Here is a 16,497-nt window from a genome sequence, read left to right on the forward strand (position 1 = left end):
TTTCAGGTAGCCTCACCGCAGTATGAGGCTACCTGAAAACCGAAAAGGAAAAGCAATGAAACCGTTATTCTTAATCTGCTCAGCCGTTTTGCTGGCTGCCTGCGCATCCAATGCGCCGGTGGTGCAGGAAGAAAGCACCAGCTACGACAGCAACACCCAAGCGCGCGTGCGCCTCTACGGCCAAAACGAAAAGCCCACCATCATGGTGAGCGGCATCGACTGCGAAGCTGAAGACCGGCGGGCGCGCCGCGGCCACAAAGTGAACGTGGGCGGCAGCTTGGGCGATGCACTCGGCTCGTTTGCCGGCACGGTCAAAAGCCGCAGCCTGGGCATGCCCGAAACCGCGCACAGCAAAAGCATCGGCCAAATGAACGGCGTCCTCTCGCGGGCGTTTTTCCGCGAATATGCCGTGCCGGCCGGCAAGGCCGTGAACGTGCAGGCTGCCTACATCGGTTTACGGAATATGCCCGAACCGACCATGCAGCACATCACCATTCAAAACGAGGGCTCGTGCAACACCCGCATGGCCTCGTTTGTGCCGCAGGCCGGGCGCGATTACGAAGTGATCGGCCTGTCGGGGCGGCGCTGCGCGGTGTCGGTGTATGAAGTCGGCGCACAAGGCCAGCTGAAGCCCGTGGCATTGCAAGATGCGGTAAGTTGCAGAAGAAGACGTTAATTTCATGATGCCGGTTTGCCGCCGGCATCCAACCGAATAGCATAAGGAACGCTTATGAGCACCGTAGAAATCAAAGTCCCCGATATCGGCGGACACGAAAATGTAGACGTGATCGACGTGGCCGTGAAGGCCGGCGATACCATCGCGCTAGACGACACCCTGATCACCCTGGAAACCGACAAAGCCACCATGGACGTGCCGGCCGATGCCGCAGGCGTGGTGAAGGAAGTGAAAGTGAAAGTGGGCGACAAAGTATCTGAAGGCACCGTGATCGTGCTGGTGGAAGCCGCTGGTGCAGCCGCTGCCGCTGCGCCCGCCGAAGCGCCCAAAGCCGCGCCCGCCCCCGCTCCGGCTGCTGCACCTGCTCCAGCCGCCGCAGCCAATGTTCAGGTAGCCGTGCCCGATATCGGCGGCCATGAAAACGTGGATGTGATCGCCGTGGAAGTGAAAGTGGGCGACACCGTGGCTGTGGACGACACCCTGATTACCCTAGAAACCGACAAAGCCACCATGGACGTGCCCTGCACCGCCGCCGGCACCGTCACCGCCGTGCACCTGAAAGTGGGCGACAAGGTTTCCGAAGGTACCGTGATTATCGATGTGGCCGCCGCCGGTGCTGCTGCCGCAGCCGCGCCTGCCCCTGCTCCGGCCGAAGCGCCCAAAGCCGCCCCGGCTGCCCCGGCTGCCCCCGCTCCCGCCGCCGCACCTGCCGCTCCGGCCACCGCCGCCTACGGCAGCGCCCCGATCAACGAAGCCGGTTTCGCCAAGGCGCATGCCGGCCCCTCCGCCCGCAAGCTGGCGCGCGAGCTGGGCGTAGATTTGAGCCTGGTGAAAGGCACTGGTAACAAAGGCCGTATCACCAAAGGCGACATCAAAGAATTTGTGAAAGCCGCCATGCAGGGTGGCGCGGGCAAACCGGCTGCCGCCGGCGCCTCTTTGGGCAGCGGTTTGGATTTGCTGCCGTGGCCGAAAGTGGATTTTGCCAAATTCGGTGAAATCGAAGTGAAAGAGCTCAGCCGTATCAAGAAGATTTCCGGCCAAAACCTGTCGCGCAACTGGGTGATGATCCCGCACGTTACCGTAAACGAAGATGCCGACATGACCGAGCTGGAAAACTTCCGCAAGCAGCTCAACAAAGAATGGGAGCGCGAAGGCGTGAAACTGTCGCCGTTGGCCTTCATCATCAAAGCCAGCGTGTCCGTGCTCAAAGCCTTCCCCGAGTTCAACTCTTCGCTCGACGGCGACAACCTGATTCTGAAGAAATACTTCCACATCGGCTTTGCCGCCGACACGCCGAACGGCCTCGTGGTGCCCGTGATTAAAGACGTGGACAAAAAAGGCCTCAAGGAAATCAGCATCGAGCTGGGCGAATTGAGCAAAAAAGCCCGTGAAGGCAAGCTCAAACCGCAGGAAATGCAGGGCGCCTGCTTCACCATTTCCAGCCTGGGCGGCATCGGCGGCACCGGCTTCACGCCGATTGTGAACGCGCCGGAAGTGGCCATTTTGGGCGTGTGCAAATCGCAGATGAAACCGGTGTGGAACGGCTCCGCTTTCGAACCACGCCTGATGTGCCCGCTCTCCCTGTCGTTCGACCACCGCGTGATCGACGGCGCCGCCGGTATGCGTTTCACCGTGTATCTGGCCAACCTGCTCAAAGACTTCCGCCGCGTTTCGCTGTAAGCGTTTGGGCATGATGAAAGGCTACCTGATTGTTTCAGGTAGCCTTTTTGTTGGCGGGCGGGATAGGTGGCCTGGCGGCTACCTGAAAACGAACGAAGAGAGTTTCGCCAAAACGAACGAAGTGAATTTCGCTCAAACGGTTGCGGCGGGCAAAACAAACCGGCTGGCCGATTGGGTTCGGGCAGCCGGTAGTTCCGATGCGGCGGGTTATTTGAAGAAATTGTCCATGCCGGGGGGCAGGCCGAGGCCTTGGGTGAATTGCGCCATGTGCTCTTGGGCGGCGGCTTCCACTTTGCGCGAGGCGTCGTTGAAGGCGGCAGCAATCAGGTCTTCGAGCATTTCTTTGTCGCTGGCGGCATCGGCGGCGAGGCTGTCGTCGATTTGGATGCGTTTGACGGCGTGGTGGCAGCTGAGGGTGATTTTCACCAGGCCGCCGCCGGCTTCGCCTTCGACGGTGATGTTGGCCAACTCGGCTTGCGCCTGTTTCATTTTTTCCTGCATTTTCTGTGCTTGCTGCATCAGGTTGCCGAGGCCGGCTTTGTTGAACATGGGTGTGCTCCTGTAAAAAGTGGGTGGGGAAAAAGGGTGTTTGGCAGTTGTGGCCTTAGGTGTGGCCGCCTTCCTGCAATACAAGGCTTTCGGGCAGCCAGCGGGCGCCGAAGAGCCGGAGGATGTCTTGCGCGGCGGGGTCGCTTTCGAGCAGATTTTGGGCTTGCTCGCGGGCGGCTTGGCGCAGGCGCTGCTGGCGCAGGGCGAGGGTTTCGGGGGCGCTGCCGTCGGCCGGCCAGTCGGTGGTGCGGATGGCGACGGGGTGGCCGTAGGCGGCGGCGAGGTGCTGCTCGATGCGCTGGATGTGCTCGCGGCTGATGCTGACCTGCCCGGCTTCGGCTACGGCGAGGGTGAGCAGCTGCTGCTGCGGGTCGTAGCCGAGGCAGGCGGTGTGCTGGGCGCTCATTTGGGCTGCGCCGATTTTGGGGGCGAGGGCGGCTGCGATATCCGGCCAAGTGCTGGCGCTGGGCAGGGGGAGGGAGGCTGTGCCGGCGTGTTCGGGGGGTTCGGCATCGGCTGCTGGGGTGGGAGAAGGCTCGTTTGGCCTGCTTTGCTCGTTTTCAGGTAGCCTTTGGTTTGGCTGGCTTTCGGACTGCAGGGCTTCCAAACTGGCGGGCGGCGGGATGTCGTCCCACGGCGGGCTGCTCTCGAAAGCGGAGGGAAGCGTTTCGGCTGGAGCGGCTTGCGGCTCGGCAGGATATGGGTGCTCGGGTTCGATTGAATAGGGCGCCGGATTGCCGGGTTCGTTTGGGGGCGAGGAAGGCTCGTGCTGGCCGTTTGGGCTACCTGAAATATTTTCAGGTAGCCTTTCTGTGTTGTGTGCGGCGGTTTCGGCTGGCGTGCTTTCGTTTGCGGGAAGCGCGCTGTTGTTGGCTGGGCTGGGTGCGCTTGCTGCGGGATGGTTTTCAGCTAGCCTCTGTGCGGGTGGAACCGGCTGCGGCGGGGCAGCCGGATGGGGCTTTGGGGCGGGAACGGGGTCGTGCAGTTCGGTGCCGCTGATGTGGCTGCCGGCGGGGGCGTGCTCGGCGGCGAGGGGGGCGAAGGCGAGCAGGCGCAGCAGGGTCATGACGAAGCCGGCGTATTCGTCGGGGGCGAGCGGGAGGTCTTGCTTGCCGTGGATGAGGCATTGGTAGTAGAGCTGGATTTGTTCGTCGCCCAGCTGCTTGGTGAGCTGTTGCAGGGTGGAGTATTCGGGGTCGTCGGCGGGGATGGCGGCGGGCACGGTTTTGAACAGGGCGAGCTTTTGCAGCAGCAGGGCGAGCTCGCTTAGGGCGCTGTCGAAGCCGATGGCGCGGCCGGCCATTTCCTGCGCGGTGGCAAGCAGGGCGGCGCCGTCTTGGGCGGCGGCGGCTTGCAGCAGGGCATAAAGATAGCGCTGATCGACGGCGCCGATCATTTGGCGCACGTCGGCTTCGTTTACGCTGCCGGAGCCCATGGCGATGGCCTGGTCGAGCAGGCTGAGGGCGTCGCGCATGGAGCCGGCGGCGGCACGGCCGATGAGGGCGAGGGCGGTGGGCTCGTGGGCGATGTGTTCGCTGTTTAGCACGTGCGCCAAATGTTGCGATACCTGCTGGGCGGTCATGTTGCGCAGCACGAATTGCAGGCAGCGGCTGAGCACGGTAACGGGCACTTTGTGCGGGTCGGTGGTGGCGAGGATGAATTTCACGTGCTCAGGCGGCTCTTCCAGGGTTTTGAGCATGGCGTTGAAGGCCGATTTGGAGAGCATGTGCACTTCGTCGATGATATAGACTTTGTATTTGCCGGCGGTGGGGGCGTATTGGGCGTTTTCCAGCACTTCGCGGATGTTGTCGATGCCGGTGTTGGAGGCGGCGTCGATTTCGAGCAGATCCACAAAGCGGCCGGCGTCGATGTCGCGGCAGGCCTGGCATTCGCCGCAGGGCTCGCCTTCGCGTGGGTGTTCGCAGTTGAGGCTTTTGGCGAGGATGCGGGCGATGGTGGTTTTGCCCACGCCGCGAGTGCCGGTGAGCAGGTAGGCGTGGTGCAGGCGGCCTTTGCCCAGGGCGTTTTGCAGGGCTTTGACAACGTGTTCCTGCCCGACGAGGTCGGCGAAGGTTTTGGGGCGCCACTTGCGGGCGAGAACTTGGTAGGCCATGTGGGATGCTTTGCTGGAATGCTTGACTGAAACGGTTGGCCGCGCGGGCGGCGCGGCGCGGGCGCTATTCTAACATTATCGCTGTGTTTCTGTGCGCGGGATGAGGTGCAAACAGGCTACCTGAAAATCCGATGCGGCTGCTGCGTCGGGATTTTCAGGTAGCCTGTTGGGTGGGCGGCGGTTTATTTGCTATTGCCGCCGTTGTTGGCGCGGTAGTATTCCCACTCTTCCACTGCTTTGCCGTCGGGCAGGATGCACATGCCGTATTCGCTGCCGTCTTGGTTTTTGCGGATTTCAGACTTGCCGCCCTGCTGCACGCAATACACGCTGGCGGGGTTGGCCATGCCCACGGCGGGCTCGGAGGCTGCGGCGGGTGCGGAAGTGACGGCTTGGTTGCCGGCGCAGGCGGCGAGGGTGGCCAGGGCCATCAGGGGGAGGAAGCGTTTCATGGGTTGTCCTTTCTCTAGTATCACAAATTTTCAGGTAGCCTTTGAGGGAACCGGACTGCTCCATCAAAGGCTACCTGAAAAATAACAGATAAACAGCGGCTTGGGCGTTAAGCTAAGTTTGGGGAAGTAAAGCCGCGGGCTCACAGCCGGATTTTGCGCATGGCGCGGCAGCATCGGCGGTACCAGCGTTTCTGCTCGGCAGCGGAGGGCAGGCCGTCGGCGTAGTTCCAGCGGGCGTATTGTTGCAGCAGGTCTTCCAGCTCGGGGCTGAGGCGTTCTTGCTCGCGCAGGATGTCGGCGGTTTCGATGGGGCCGAGGGCGGCGAGGGAGACGTTTTCTACATCGAGCAGGCGCTCTTTCACGCGGGCGAAGCCTTCTTCCAAGAGGTTGGCAAAACGCCGGCTGCTGCGCCGCCACCACAGCCACAGCGGAATCAGGGCAACGGCGCCGCCGATGAGCAGGAAGGTGAGCAGGCTGAGCAGGTTGAAGCCGCTGAAGCCGAGGCGGCGGAACAGGTTTTGCTGGGCGCTGCTGTCGTAGTTCACCACCCATTGCTGCCAGTAAAACTGGCTTTCGGCGGTGAGCTTGCTCCACCACTGCCAGCTGTTGCTGCCGGCCACCAGCTCTTGTTCGCCGCCTTCGAGCGCGGAGGAGAGGCCTTGCTCGATGCGGTTGCTGCTCACGTTGGCGGTGGGGTCGACGCGCAGCCAGGCGCGTGCTTCGGGCAGCCATACTTCGGCCCAGGCGTGGGCGTCTTTGCCGCGCACTTGCCAGAAGCCGCCGTCGGGGTTGTATTCGCCGCCCTGGTAGCCGGTTACCACGCGGGCGGGCAGGCCGGCGGCGCGCATGAGGACGACGAAGCTTTCGGCGTAGTGTTCGCAGAAGCCGCGCCGGCTGGTGAAGAGGAAGTTATCGATGCGGTTGGCGCTGTCGTCGAGCGGGGGGGTGAGGGTGTAGGCGAAGGGCTGGCTGCGGTAGTAGGCGAGGGTGCGGTTGACCAGGTCGGTGGCGTTGGCGGATTGGCTGCGCAGCTGGGCGGCAAGCTCGCGGGTGCGCGGGTTGCCGGTGCGGGGCAGGGCGCTGAGGCGGCGCTGCTGCCAGCCGGGCAGGTTTTCAGGTAGCCTGTTGCCCACGGCGGCTTGCAGGGTGAAGCGGCGCAGGCCGTCGTGGCTACGCACGCGCACGGTGTGGCCTTCGGCAAAGTGCATGCGGCTGCGTGAGTTGGCGGCGGTGGAGTTGATGTAGGGATAGTCGAGCGCGGGGATGCGGCCTTGCTCGTCGCGCATGATCATGCTGTAGGAAACCACGGTGGGGGTGAGGGCGGTGTCGGCGTTGCTTTCCACGAAGTTGTCGTCGGCGCTCCACTGGCTGCCGTCAAACTGGCTCATGGTGATGGCGCGCCAATAGAGGTCGGCGGGCTGGGGGGTGTAGCCGTTGTCGAAGGTGGCGTTGAAGGCTAGCTCGTTGCTCTGCACCAGATTGCTGATGCTGCCGGGCTGCATGGTGTCGGAGAGGCCGGTTTTGGCTTGGTTTTGGTTGGGCTGCGGAATGCGCCACAAAGGCTCGTTCATGCGCGGCACGGCCACAAACAATACGGCAGCCAGCGGAAGGGTGAGCAGCAGGGCAGTGGCGGCGTGGCGGAAGGCGAGGCGCAACGGCATATTGAGCAGCGCCACGCAGGTGGCGGTGCCGAACAGGGCGGCCAAGAGCCACAGGCCGATAAACATGTTTTGGTTGAGCAATACGGTGGCGCCGATGAGGAAGATCATGGCGGCCAGCAGCATGTGCCAGTCGCGCAGTTGGCGGCTTTCGAAGGTTTTCATCAGCACCATCAGCAGCAGGAGGGCGCTGCCGCCTTCGCTGCCGAACACGGTGCCCAGCTGGGAAAATACCAGGGCAAACAGCAGGATGCCGCCAATGGCGTTCAGCCACGGATTCAGCCCGCGCACATTGGCCAGCGTGAAGCCGAGCTGGATAAACCACAGCACGCCGAAGATGACGATCACGGAGGTGGGCAGGGCGAAGGCCAGCGGCAACACAATCCACAGCAAAAGCAGCAGAACGCCCAAACGCGGCAGGCGTTCGGACGGGCGGTTGATGTATTCGGGGTTGAGGACGAGCATGATGTTTTGGTTTTGCAGAGCGCCACTTTGGCTGCAACGGTATGATTTTTCAGGTAGCCTTTGGTTTTTCAGGTAGCCTTTTCTTGGCGGGGCGGCTCGGGTGGTGTGCTGTGGAAAGCTGCCTTCCGGGTACCGGCCCGCACGTTTATTTGACAATGATGTCGGGCAGGGCGTGGCTCAGTTGCAGCGAGTTGCCGATTATACCCAAATCTGTGTCGGCAAAGCGGGCGTTTTCCAAAATCAGGCCGCCGTGCGGGCGGGTGGCGTGCAGGCTCATGCGCATTTGCGCGGGGGTGAAGGGCAGATTGTGTTTGCGGGCGTAGGCGGCGGCGCGGCGGTTGGCGGTTTGCAACATGGGAATCAGGGTGATGTCGAGGTGGAACACGCGCACGCCCAACACCAAAATGCGTGCGGCAAACCAATCGGCTTCTTCAGTGAACACTTCGGGGCTATGCTGCCCGAAATCGTGCCGTTCGGCGGCAATCAGGCAGGCGAGGGTGCGGATTTGCGGCAGCAGGGCTTCGCACAGCATGAAGTTTTTGTCTTGCGGGGTGCTTTCCTGCAAATCGGCGCGGTGTTGGTTGCCGTCTACGGCAAGGTACCAGCGTTGCAGCTCGGTGCGCGGCTGGGTGGCGGGGATTTGGCTGATTTGATGGGCTAGAGCGGTCATTTTGTGTTCCTGTTCGGCTGGGCTGTTCATAGTTTGATCCATGTTTGAGCGGCCTGCCGTGGGCAATAAAAAAACCGCTCGGGTGGTTCCGGGCGGTAGCTTCTCTTTGCTGCTGGCAGCTGCGTTTTATGCAGACGCCAAAAGATACCGCGCGGTTTGGCGGTACCAATAAAAGGGGGCGAAGGAGAAGTTTTGCGTTTTCATGGGGCGCAGTCTAAGGCAGGCGGGGAGGCGGTGTCAAGGATATTTGTTCTAAGAATGCTTGGCGGTGGGGCTTGTGGTTGGTGTTTTAGCTTCGCAGAAACTCAGCTTGGGCTAGGCCAAAACATCGGTCCACTTCGTTGAAGCTGCGCTTTCAGGTAGCCTTTATAGTGTAAAAAGAAGATTGGGAACAGTATATTGGGGTAAAGGCGGGTTAAACGGTTTCGAAATTGCTTGGAGGGCTGCTATGATGCCGGGCTTGCCGTTCTGCGGCCTGTGGAAACTATAACGAGGGATGAAGAATGTTGAAGTGTTCTAAGCTGTTGCTGTGTTTGATGCCGGTGTGGGTGTTGGCCGGCTGTGTGTCGCCGGAGGCGGCGGGCATCCGCCGGCAGCAGTCGCATATCAACTACAACGATGATGTGAAAATCGGCAGTTCGCGCACGGCATACGGTTTCCGCAGCCTGCCGGAGCGGGGCAGGGCGGAAGTGGAGGTGCAGAGCGACAAGGCGCCGGGCGAGGCCGCGCAATGCTTGCAAAAACAGCTGCAAACCCGCCTGCGACTGCCGGAAAACTTCATCCAGGTGCGCTCCTACACCAACTCGGGATACACGGTGGCGCTGCACAATCCGTTCACCAAGCGCGACGGCGTGCTGATGAACGTGCAGCAGCGCGGGGTGAGGAGCTCCACCATCCGGCTGTATGCCAACGGCACCACGCTTTCGCGCGTGTGGCGGGCCGTGCCGGCGGCGTGCAAGTAGCCGGGCGCGCATCGATGGCATTATAATGAACGCGTTTTAACCCACACAGGCAGATGCAGATGAAAAAATATTTCTTGGTATTGCTGCTGGCGTTTAGCAGCACGGTTTGGGCCTACCGCTTCCCCATCAACAGCATGGAAGTGGCAGTGTTGAAATCGGCCTCTTTCCCGCAGGTTACGCTTACTTCGGAAGGCTTTTCCTGGCTGCGCGTGCTGACTTTGGGCTGGCTGGACAACGGCGCGAAAACCTTCGATATGGTGCAGGGCGTGCGCATCAAAGACGAAAACAACCGCTTCATCACCCACGGCCAGCTGCCGAACTACACCGGCAAAGTGGTGGCGCTGCGCCGCAACGGCGCGGGCAATATCGTGGAAATGTGGATTCTCACGCCGCAGGAACACGAAGCGTTTAAAGAACGTGCAGCCTTGCTGGAAAGCCAGCAGCGCTGATACGCCGCAACAGATCAAACCAACCTCCCGCAGCCCGTGTGGCCGGCGGGAGGTTTTGTTTTCATGGCAGCCGATGCTTGGGCTGCGCAGCAATTCGCTTTTCTTGTTTGAACTGCGTTGAAGCTGTGCTTTAGCTTCGCAGAAATTCAGCCTGTTTTCAGGTAGCCGCATCCGGGCTGGGCGACAAGGGGCGGTACACATCGAAGCGGGTGGATTTGCCGGTGTATTGGTAGTCGGGCTCTCGGCTGCAGAGGAACTCGCCCAGGCGCGGGCGCTTCACCACCACGCGGGCGGTGGCGGCGGCGAGGGCGGCGTCAAACAGGGCGGCATCATTTTGCGCGGTGCCGACCAGCTCGTGGAAGAAGGCCATTTCTTTTTTCACGGCGGCGGATTTGCGCCGTTCGGGGTACATCGGGTCGAGATAGACCACTTGCGGGCGGCCGGTTTGCGCGGTGAGCAGGGGCATGTGCGCGGCGGCATCGGTGAGGTGCAGGGTGAGGCGGCGGGCAGTTTCGGCGGTGTCGGGATGGTGCATGGCGCGTGCGAGGCCGTCGGCGAGCAGGCAGTAGACGGCTGGGTGTTGCTCGAAAATGTGCACGTGCAGGCCGAGGCCGGCGAGGACGAAGCTGTCGCGGCCGAGCCCGCCGGTGGCGTCCCACACGGTGGGCTGTTTGCTGCGGCCGACGGCTTTGGCGAGCAGTTCGCCGCCGCCGTGCAGCCGCCGGTGTTGCGCGGTGCCGGCAGTGAAATCAACCCACACGCTGCCTTTGCTGCCGGCGCGGTGCAAGACGATGCCGTGCTCTTCGGCGGCGAGGTAGAGGCCGGAGGCGGGTGGGGTGTGGGTGATGACGAGGGCGGGGTGGCGGGCGTGTTTGGGCAGGGTGTGCGGGGCGGGGGCGAGGAGGGGGATGGGGTGCATGGCTGGGATGGGTGTGGGCTGGCGTTTGCGGCGGGGTTTAACTTTAGTGTAGCCGGGGTTTTCAGGTAGCCTTGGCGGCAGGAGGGCTACCTGAAAAGAGATGTTGAGTATTTTACTCTTTCGGCTTGCCGTCCGGCGGGAGGGTATCGGCATGGCAACGCCGATTTACAATAGCGTTTGCGGAAACGGGTGCAGAAAATGTTTTTGTATTCATGCGGATAAATTTTCAGGTAGCCTCAAAGGCTACCTGAAAATCTGCCACCTTGTTTCTGCCAAATGCTTCGGCTATTCGATTTCGAGGCGTTCCATGCGGTAGCGCATGGAGCGGAAGCTGATGCCGAGCAGTTTGGCGGCCTGGGTGCGGTTGTAGCGGGTTTTTTGCAGGGCTTGCTCGATGATCATGCGTTCGACGTCGTCGAGGTAGTCTTGCACTTGGGTGCGGCCGAGCACAAAGCCGGGCAGCTCGCTCGGCTGGCTGTCGTTGGCTGGGTGGGCGGCGTCGGGCTCGCTGTGGCCGGGGGGGCTGACGGCGGCGATGGCGCTGCCCCAATCGTCTTCGTCTTCTTCCAGCAGGGGGGAGCTGGAGAGCTGGAGGTCGGCGGCGTCGATGGTGTGGTCGGCGGCAAGGGCAACGGCGCGTTCGAGGATGTTTTCCAGCTCGCGGAAGTTGCCGGGGTAGCTGTATTGCAGGAGGGCTTGTTTGGCGGGCTGGGTGAGGGTGTAGTCGCCGCCTTGGCGGTGTTTACGCAGAAGCTGGGTGATGAGCTGGGGCAGGTCTTCGCACATTTCGCGCAGGGGCGGCATGGTGAGGGAGACGACGTTGAGGCGGTAGAACAAGTCTTGGCGGAAGGCGCCTTTGGCCACGAGGCCGGCTAGGTCTTTATGGGTGGCGGAGATGATGCGCACGTCTACTTTCACTTCTTGCGCGTCGCCAATGCGGCGCACGGCTTTCTCTTGGATGGCGCGCAGGAGCTTCACCTGCATGTGCAGGGGCAGGTCGGCCACTTCGTCGAGGAAGAGGGTGCCGCCGTGGGCGTGTTGGAAGAAGCCGAGGCGGTCTTGGTCGGCGCCGGTGAAGCTGCCTTTTTTGTAGCCGAAGAATTCGCTTTCCATCAGGTTTTCGGGGATGGCGCCGCAGTTTACGGCCACGAAGGGGCGGCTGCGCCTGTCGGAAAGCTCGTGGATGCTGCGCGCGGCCTGCTCTTTACCGGAGCCGGATTCGCCGGCGATATACACGGGCACGGTGGTGCGGGCGAGCTTGCGGATCATCTGCCGCGCTTCTTCGATTTGCGGGGAGCGGCCGATTAGGCGGGGGATGTCTTCGGGGTTGGCGGCGGGCTGTTTGGCGGGTGCGGCGGGGGCGAGGGGTGCTTCGGCTGCGGCGGGCTCGCTTTTTTCAGGTAGCCTTTCGGGCTGGGCGGCGGCCACGGGTTCGGCCGGCTCTGCTTTGGCGGCGGTGCCGGCCGGGCGGCTGTCTTCTTCGTTGATTTTGATGGCGGATTTCACCAGGGTGCGCAGCTGTGCCAGAGTGATGGGCTTTTGCAGGTAGTCGAAGGCGCCGGTTTTGATGGCCTGCACGGCCTGGTCGGCATTGCCGAAGGCGGTGATCACGGCCACGGGCACATCCAGCTCTTTTTCGTTGATGTATTCCACCACTTCCAGCCCGGAGCCGTCGGGCATGCGCATATCGGTGAGCACGAGGGAGAATTTTTTGTTGTCGAGCCACTTTTTGGCGGCATTGACGCCCTCGGCGGTTTCCACCGATAAGCCCATTTTCATCAGGGTCATTTCCATCAGGTCGCGGATATCTTGTTCGTCGTCCACAACCAATACCGGTTTTTGCAGGCTTTGTTTACTCATTGAGGTCTTTCGGCATGGTTAGTTCGAATCCCTTGATTTCGGGATGGTAGGAGAGCTGGCCGGAGTTGGCGTGGGCCAGCTCGCGTGCCACATACAGGCCCAGCCCGGTGCCTTCGGCGCGGGTGGTGAAAAACGGCTCGAACAGGCGCGGCTGGTTTTCCGGCGATACGCCGGGCCCGTCGTCCATCACGGTGAGCGATACGGCGATGCCGTCGTCGGTGGGCTTCACCATCACGGTGATGGAGTCGCGGCCTTGGCTGCCGTGTTGCCAGGCGTTGTTGATGAGGTTCCACAGAATCTGCTGCAGGTGCATCTTGTCGAAATACACTTTCAGCGGGCCGCCCTGCATATAGAGGTGAACTGCGTTTCTGGCTTCGGGGCGGGTGAGCAGGAATTCCTGCTTGAAATCGAGCCAGAATTTCATCAGGTTGATGCTTTGGCCGTTGAGGCGGTCGCTCTTGTTTAGGCTGCTCACTTCTTCCAGCATTTTGTCGATGCGCTGGATGTTGTTGTCGATGATGCCGCGCAGTTTGGCGGTCATCGGGTCTTCGTCTTCTTCTGCTAGGAGGTCATTGGATTGGCGGATGGCGGAGAGCGGGTTGCGGATTTCGTGCGCTAGGTTGGCGGTGAGCTGGCCGAGCGCGGCAAGCTTGGTGGCCATGGCTTCCACGGCCACTTCCTGATCGGAGCGGATAAACAGCATCAGCAGCGATTCGTCGCTGCGCACCAGCGGGCGGGCGCGCACCTGCACGCCTTGCCCGCCCAGCTCGGCATGGGTGATGAAGTTGCGGGTGGGCGCGCGCTGCCAGCGTTTCACCAGCAGGGCAAATATTTCTTCGTAGCGGTCTACCTGCACATAGGGGAAATAGTGGCCGGCCTGGCGGTTCATCAGCCAAATACGGCTGCTGGCGTCCACCACCACCACAGCTTCAGACACATGGTTCAGCACCAATTCGTTTAAGCCTTTGAGGCGGTCGAAGGCACGGCGGTGTTTGCTCAGGGTGGAGGAGGCGCGGTTGAGGAAGGAGGCGTAAAACGAGGTGAGCAGCGCCACCAGATAGCCTGCTGCGGAGAGCACCAGCGTGTGGATAATCGCATTACTGCCGCCCTGGGTGTTGGCTTCCAGCGGCCAATAGCGCAGCCAAGTGCCGATAATCAGCAGCAGGGCCACGTAGGAGGCATACAGCAGCGGATAGCGACCGTGGCTGAGCAGGCAGGATACGCCGATAAAGGGCAGGATCAGGATGCCGAAGCCGGAGGAAATGCCGCCGGCTAGGTGCATCAGCAGCACCATCATGGTGATGTCGGCCACCGCGCTGATGTTGGGCAGGTTGTTGTCTTGCCGCTGCCAGTTGGGGAAGGCCATGCTGAATACGATGAGGCCGCCGTAGGCCGCTGCCCAAATATAGAAGCGGCTGCTGAAGATGGGCATCGCCGCCAGCCGCGCCATGCCCACATTGCTGCCGTAGGCGTTTACCAGCACGTGGAAAGTAAGCAGTGAGAGCAGTAGGCTCACGCGGGCGATGTTCATCAGCCAGGGCAGGCGGTCGAACTGGCTGTCTATTTCCTGATCGGGGCGCAGAAAAGCGGGCATCACGAAGCCTCCTGTGTGGCAGAGAGTGCGGTGAGGCTACCTGAAACTTCCAGCAGCCGGCCTTTGTGCCCGCGTTTGCCTTCAATATCTTGCACGCGCAGCCGTTCGCGGTGCGCCGCGCCGCGCCTGCCCTTGCTTTCTGCCCAGAAATCCGGCGTGGACACCAAAGCTGCCAGTTGCAGCTTGTCGCCGCCGCGCAGCGACATCAGTTGCAGGCCGCGCCCCTTGGCCATCACTTTCAATTCGCCTATCGGGAAGGCGAGCAGGTATTTGCCCTCGCTGGCCAGCACCAAGCGGCAATCCGGGTTGATGAGCGAAGATTGGCGCACCGGCAACGGTGGCAGCATGGTTTCGCCGCTTTCCAGCTTCACCACTTCCTTGCCCGCTTTCACGCGCCCCACCAAATCGCCCAGCTTGGCGATGAAGCCGTAGCCACCGCTGCCGGCGAGTAGGTAGTGGTCTTGCGGCTGGCCGGCCAGCATGGCGAGCACGGCGGCACCGGGCTGTAATTCAATCAGCGAGGCCAGCGGCACGCCGTCGCCGCGACCGCCGGGGATTTCGGCCGGGTCGATGGTATAGCTGCGGCCGAGCGTGTCGAACACCACCACGGGGTCGACGGTGCGCGTTTCCAGCGTTTGCTGCAAGGCGTCGCCCTCTTTGAAGGTGGTGGCCGACAAATCCAGCCCGTGCCCGGAGCGGCTGCGTATCCAGCCCTGCTGCGAGAGGATGAGCGTTACCGGCTCATCGGCGGTGGTGTGGGTGAGCGCGGCGCGTTCGGCTTCGGCCACCAGCGTGCGGCGCGGGTCGCCAAACTGTTTGGCGTCGGCCTGCATTTCTTTGATGACGAGCTTTTTCTTGGCGCCTTCGTCGGCCAGCAGGTTTTTCAGGTAGCCTTCTTCTTCGCGCAGGTCGGCCAGCTCTTGCTCCAGCTTGAATCCTTCCAGGCGGGCGAGCTGGCGTAGGCGGATTTCCAAAATGTCTTCGGCTTGGATTTCGGAAAGGCCGAAGGCGGCCATCAGCTCGGGCTTGGGCTCGTCGGCTTCGCGGATCACGCGGATGACTTCGTCGATGTGCAGGAAGGCGGTCATGCGGCCGTCGAGGATGTGGATGCGTTTGAGCACCTGTTCGAGGCGGTACGCCAGGCGGCGGGTGACGGTGGACACGCGGTAATCGAGCCATTCTTGCAGGATGGTTTTGAGGTTTTTCTGCGCGGGGCGGTTGTCCAGCCCGATCATCACCAGGTTCACCGGCACGTTGCCTTCCAAGCCGGTTTGTGCCATCAGGGTGTTGATGAAGTCGGCGGGGTCGGTGCGGCTGGATTTGGGCTCGAACACGAGGCGCACGGGGTGTTCGCCGTCGCTTTCGTCGCGCACTTTGTCGATGAGGTCGAGCATCAGCTTTTTGGTGTTGAGCTGGTCTTGGTTGAGCTGTTTTTTGCCGGCTTTGGGCTTGGGGTTGGTTTGCTCTTCGATTTCGGCGAGGATTTTCTGCGCGCTGGTGTTGGGCGGCAGCTCGGTGATGATGAGGCGCCATTGGCCGCGGGCGAGCTTGTCGATTTCATAACGGGCACGCACGCGGATGCTGCCTTTGCCGGTGTCGTAGAGCTGGTGCAGGTCTTTGGCGGGGGTGATGATATGGCCGCCGCCGGCGAAATCGGGGGCGGGGATGTGTTCCATCAGCTCGGCGGTGGTGAGCGCGGGCTTTTTGAGCAGGGCCACGGCGGCGGTGGTGACTTCGCCCAGATTGTGCGGCGGGATTTCGGTGGCCATACCCACGGCGATGCCGGAGGCGCCGTTGAGCAGCACCATGGGCAGGCGGGCGGGCAGGGAGACGGGCTCTTCAAACGCACCGTCGTAGTTGGGCACGAAATCCACCGTGCCTTGGTGCAGCTCGGAAAGCAGCAGCTCGGCGATGGGGGTGAGGCGGGCTTCGGTGTAGCGCATGGCGGCGGCGCTGTCGCCGTCGCGCGAGCCGAAGTTGCCGATGCCGTCGATTAAAGGATAGCGCAGGGTAAAGTCTTGCGCCATGCGCACCATGGCGTCATAGGCGGAGGCGTCGCCGTGGGGGTGGTATTTGCCGAGGATTTCGCCCACCACGCGTGCGGATTTCACGGGCTTGGAGTTGGCGGCCAGCCCCATTTCTTTCATGGCATACAGGATGCGCCGCTGCACGGGCTTTTGGCCGTCGCCCACGTCGGGCAGGGCGCGCCCTTTCACCACGCTCATGGCGTATTCGAGGTAGGCGCGTTCGGCGTAGGGGGCGAGCAGCAGGGTATCGTTGCCGGCGTGGGGGGTGTTTTCTGGCATGGTGTGGCGGGTGTTTGGGTTGTGAAACGGCGTAATTGTAAAGCAAGCAAGGGTTTTCAGGTAGCCTTGGCTGTGCGCAAGGGCTACCTGAAAACTGGGGATTCAACGCGGCGGGCCGAGCTTGGGGCGCGGCAAAAACGGGCGCAC

Annotated in this window: 13 protein-coding genes; 4 read left to right on the top strand and 9 right to left on the bottom strand. The window is 62.1% G+C overall.

The window, feature by feature from the left end; all coding sequences use genetic code 11:
- The first annotated feature begins 55 nt into the window (after positions 1 to 55).
- Positions 56 to 676, top strand: coding sequence for a hypothetical protein (locus tag A7P95_RS05210; protein WP_067592244.1), 621 nt, complete (start codon positions 56 to 58; stop codon positions 674 to 676).
- Positions 677 to 730: 54 nt separating this feature from the next.
- A complete protein-coding gene (gene aceF, locus A7P95_RS05215) occupies positions 731 to 2,356 on the top strand; it encodes a dihydrolipoyllysine-residue acetyltransferase (protein ID WP_067592246.1) in 1,626 nt (541 codons plus the stop codon).
- A gap of 207 nt (positions 2,357 to 2,563) precedes the next feature.
- On the opposite strand, the gene A7P95_RS05220 is transcribed toward aceF, so the two are convergent.
- The 5 genes from A7P95_RS05220 to A7P95_RS05240 all read right to left on the bottom strand — a co-directional run bounded on the left by A7P95_RS05220 (position 2,564) and on the right by A7P95_RS05240 (position 8,260).
- On the bottom strand, positions 2,564 to 2,905 hold the full coding sequence (locus tag A7P95_RS05220; protein WP_067592252.1) for a YbaB/EbfC family nucleoid-associated protein: 342 nt from the start codon (positions 2,903 to 2,905) through the stop codon (positions 2,564 to 2,566).
- A 55-nt stretch (positions 2,906 to 2,960) separates the two neighbouring features.
- A complete protein-coding gene (gene dnaX / locus A7P95_RS05225) occupies positions 2,961 to 5,018 on the bottom strand; it encodes a DNA polymerase III subunit gamma/tau (protein WP_067592255.1) in 2,058 nt (685 codons plus the stop codon).
- Between the two features lie 182 nt (positions 5,019 to 5,200).
- Positions 5,201 to 5,467, bottom strand: a complete 267-nt coding sequence (locus A7P95_RS05230; protein ID WP_067592258.1) for a putative hemolysin — start codon at positions 5,465 to 5,467, stop codon at positions 5,201 to 5,203.
- Between the two features lie 140 nt (positions 5,468 to 5,607).
- The gene (locus A7P95_RS05235) at positions 5,608 to 7,590 is read right to left on the bottom strand and encodes a transglutaminase TgpA family protein (RefSeq protein ID WP_067592260.1); all 1,983 of its coding nucleotides are present in this window, start codon (positions 7,588 to 7,590) and stop codon (positions 5,608 to 5,610) included.
- Positions 7,591 to 7,735: 145 nt separating this feature from the next.
- On the bottom strand, positions 7,736 to 8,260 hold the full coding sequence (locus A7P95_RS05240) for a hypothetical protein (protein ID WP_067592448.1): 525 nt from the start codon (positions 8,258 to 8,260) through the stop codon (positions 7,736 to 7,738).
- 503 nt (positions 8,261 to 8,763) lie between these two features.
- Between A7P95_RS05240 and A7P95_RS05245 the strand changes: the two genes are divergently transcribed.
- Together A7P95_RS05245 and A7P95_RS05250 are read left to right on the top strand one after the other, a co-directional pair.
- Positions 8,764 to 9,222: a hypothetical protein gene (locus A7P95_RS05245; protein WP_225748426.1), complete on the top strand. Its 459-nt coding sequence runs from the start codon at positions 8,764 to 8,766 to the stop codon at positions 9,220 to 9,222.
- A gap of 59 nt (positions 9,223 to 9,281) precedes the next feature.
- On the top strand, positions 9,282 to 9,671 hold the full coding sequence (locus A7P95_RS05250; RefSeq protein WP_067592262.1) for a hypothetical protein: 390 nt from the start codon (positions 9,282 to 9,284) through the stop codon (positions 9,669 to 9,671).
- Positions 9,672 to 9,828: 157 nt separating this feature from the next.
- On the opposite strand, the gene A7P95_RS05255 is transcribed toward A7P95_RS05250, so the two are convergent.
- The 4 genes from A7P95_RS05255 to parC all read right to left on the bottom strand — a co-directional run bounded on the left by A7P95_RS05255 (position 9,829) and on the right by parC (position 16,350).
- Complete coding sequence (locus tag A7P95_RS05255; protein WP_067592264.1) at positions 9,829 to 10,590, bottom strand: class I SAM-dependent methyltransferase; 762 nt, start codon at positions 10,588 to 10,590, stop codon at positions 9,829 to 9,831.
- A 285-nt stretch (positions 10,591 to 10,875) separates the two neighbouring features.
- The gene (locus A7P95_RS05260; protein WP_067592268.1) at positions 10,876 to 12,450 is read right to left on the bottom strand and encodes a sigma-54-dependent transcriptional regulator; all 1,575 of its coding nucleotides are present in this window, start codon (positions 12,448 to 12,450) and stop codon (positions 10,876 to 10,878) included.
- Positions 12,443 to 14,044, bottom strand: a complete 1,602-nt coding sequence (locus tag A7P95_RS05265) for a sensor histidine kinase (protein WP_067592272.1) — start codon at positions 14,042 to 14,044, stop codon at positions 12,443 to 12,445. The genes A7P95_RS05260 and A7P95_RS05265 overlap by 8 nt, the downstream gene beginning before the upstream one ends.
- A complete protein-coding gene (parC, locus tag A7P95_RS05270) occupies positions 14,044 to 16,350 on the bottom strand; it encodes a DNA topoisomerase IV subunit A (protein ID WP_067592274.1) in 2,307 nt (768 codons plus the stop codon). Before parC ends, A7P95_RS05265 begins: the two co-directional genes overlap by 1 nt.
- Positions 16,351 to 16,497: the final 147 nt, after the last annotated feature.

This window comes from Eikenella longinqua (assembly GCF_001648355.1).
Classification (GTDB): domain Bacteria; phylum Pseudomonadota; class Gammaproteobacteria; order Burkholderiales; family Neisseriaceae; genus Eikenella; species Eikenella longinqua.

Coding starts and splice junctions, on each gene's coding strand:
- A7P95_RS05220 (WP_067592252.1), bottom strand. CDS start 2,905: ATGTTCAACAAAGCCGGCCTCGGCAACCTGATGCAGCAAGCACAGAAA.
- A7P95_RS05255 (WP_067592264.1), bottom strand. CDS start 10,590: ATGCACCCCATCCCCCTCCTCGCCCCCGCCCCGCACACCCTGCCCAAA.
- A7P95_RS05210 (WP_067592244.1), top strand. CDS start 56: ATGAAACCGTTATTCTTAATCTGCTCAGCCGTTTTGCTGGCTGCCTGC.
- parC (WP_067592274.1), bottom strand. CDS start 16,350: ATGCCAGAAAACACCCCCCACGCCGGCAACGATACCCTGCTGCTCGCC.
- aceF (WP_067592246.1), top strand. CDS start 731: ATGAGCACCGTAGAAATCAAAGTCCCCGATATCGGCGGACACGAAAAT.
- A7P95_RS05260 (WP_067592268.1), bottom strand. CDS start 12,450: ATGAGTAAACAAAGCCTGCAAAAACCGGTATTGGTTGTGGACGACGAA.
- A7P95_RS05230 (WP_067592258.1), bottom strand. CDS start 5,467: ATGAAACGCTTCCTCCCCCTGATGGCCCTGGCCACCCTCGCCGCCTGC.
- dnaX (WP_067592255.1), bottom strand. CDS start 5,018: ATGGCCTACCAAGTTCTCGCCCGCAAGTGGCGCCCCAAAACCTTCGCC.
- A7P95_RS05240 (WP_067592448.1), bottom strand. CDS start 8,260: ATGACCGCTCTAGCCCATCAAATCAGCCAAATCCCCGCCACCCAGCCG.
- A7P95_RS05250 (WP_067592262.1), top strand. CDS start 9,282: ATGAAAAAATATTTCTTGGTATTGCTGCTGGCGTTTAGCAGCACGGTT.
- A7P95_RS05265 (WP_067592272.1), bottom strand. CDS start 14,044: ATGCCCGCTTTTCTGCGCCCCGATCAGGAAATAGACAGCCAGTTCGAC.
- A7P95_RS05245 (WP_225748426.1), top strand. CDS start 8,764: ATGTTGAAGTGTTCTAAGCTGTTGCTGTGTTTGATGCCGGTGTGGGTG.
- A7P95_RS05235 (WP_067592260.1), bottom strand. CDS start 7,590: ATGCTCGTCCTCAACCCCGAATACATCAACCGCCCGTCCGAACGCCTG.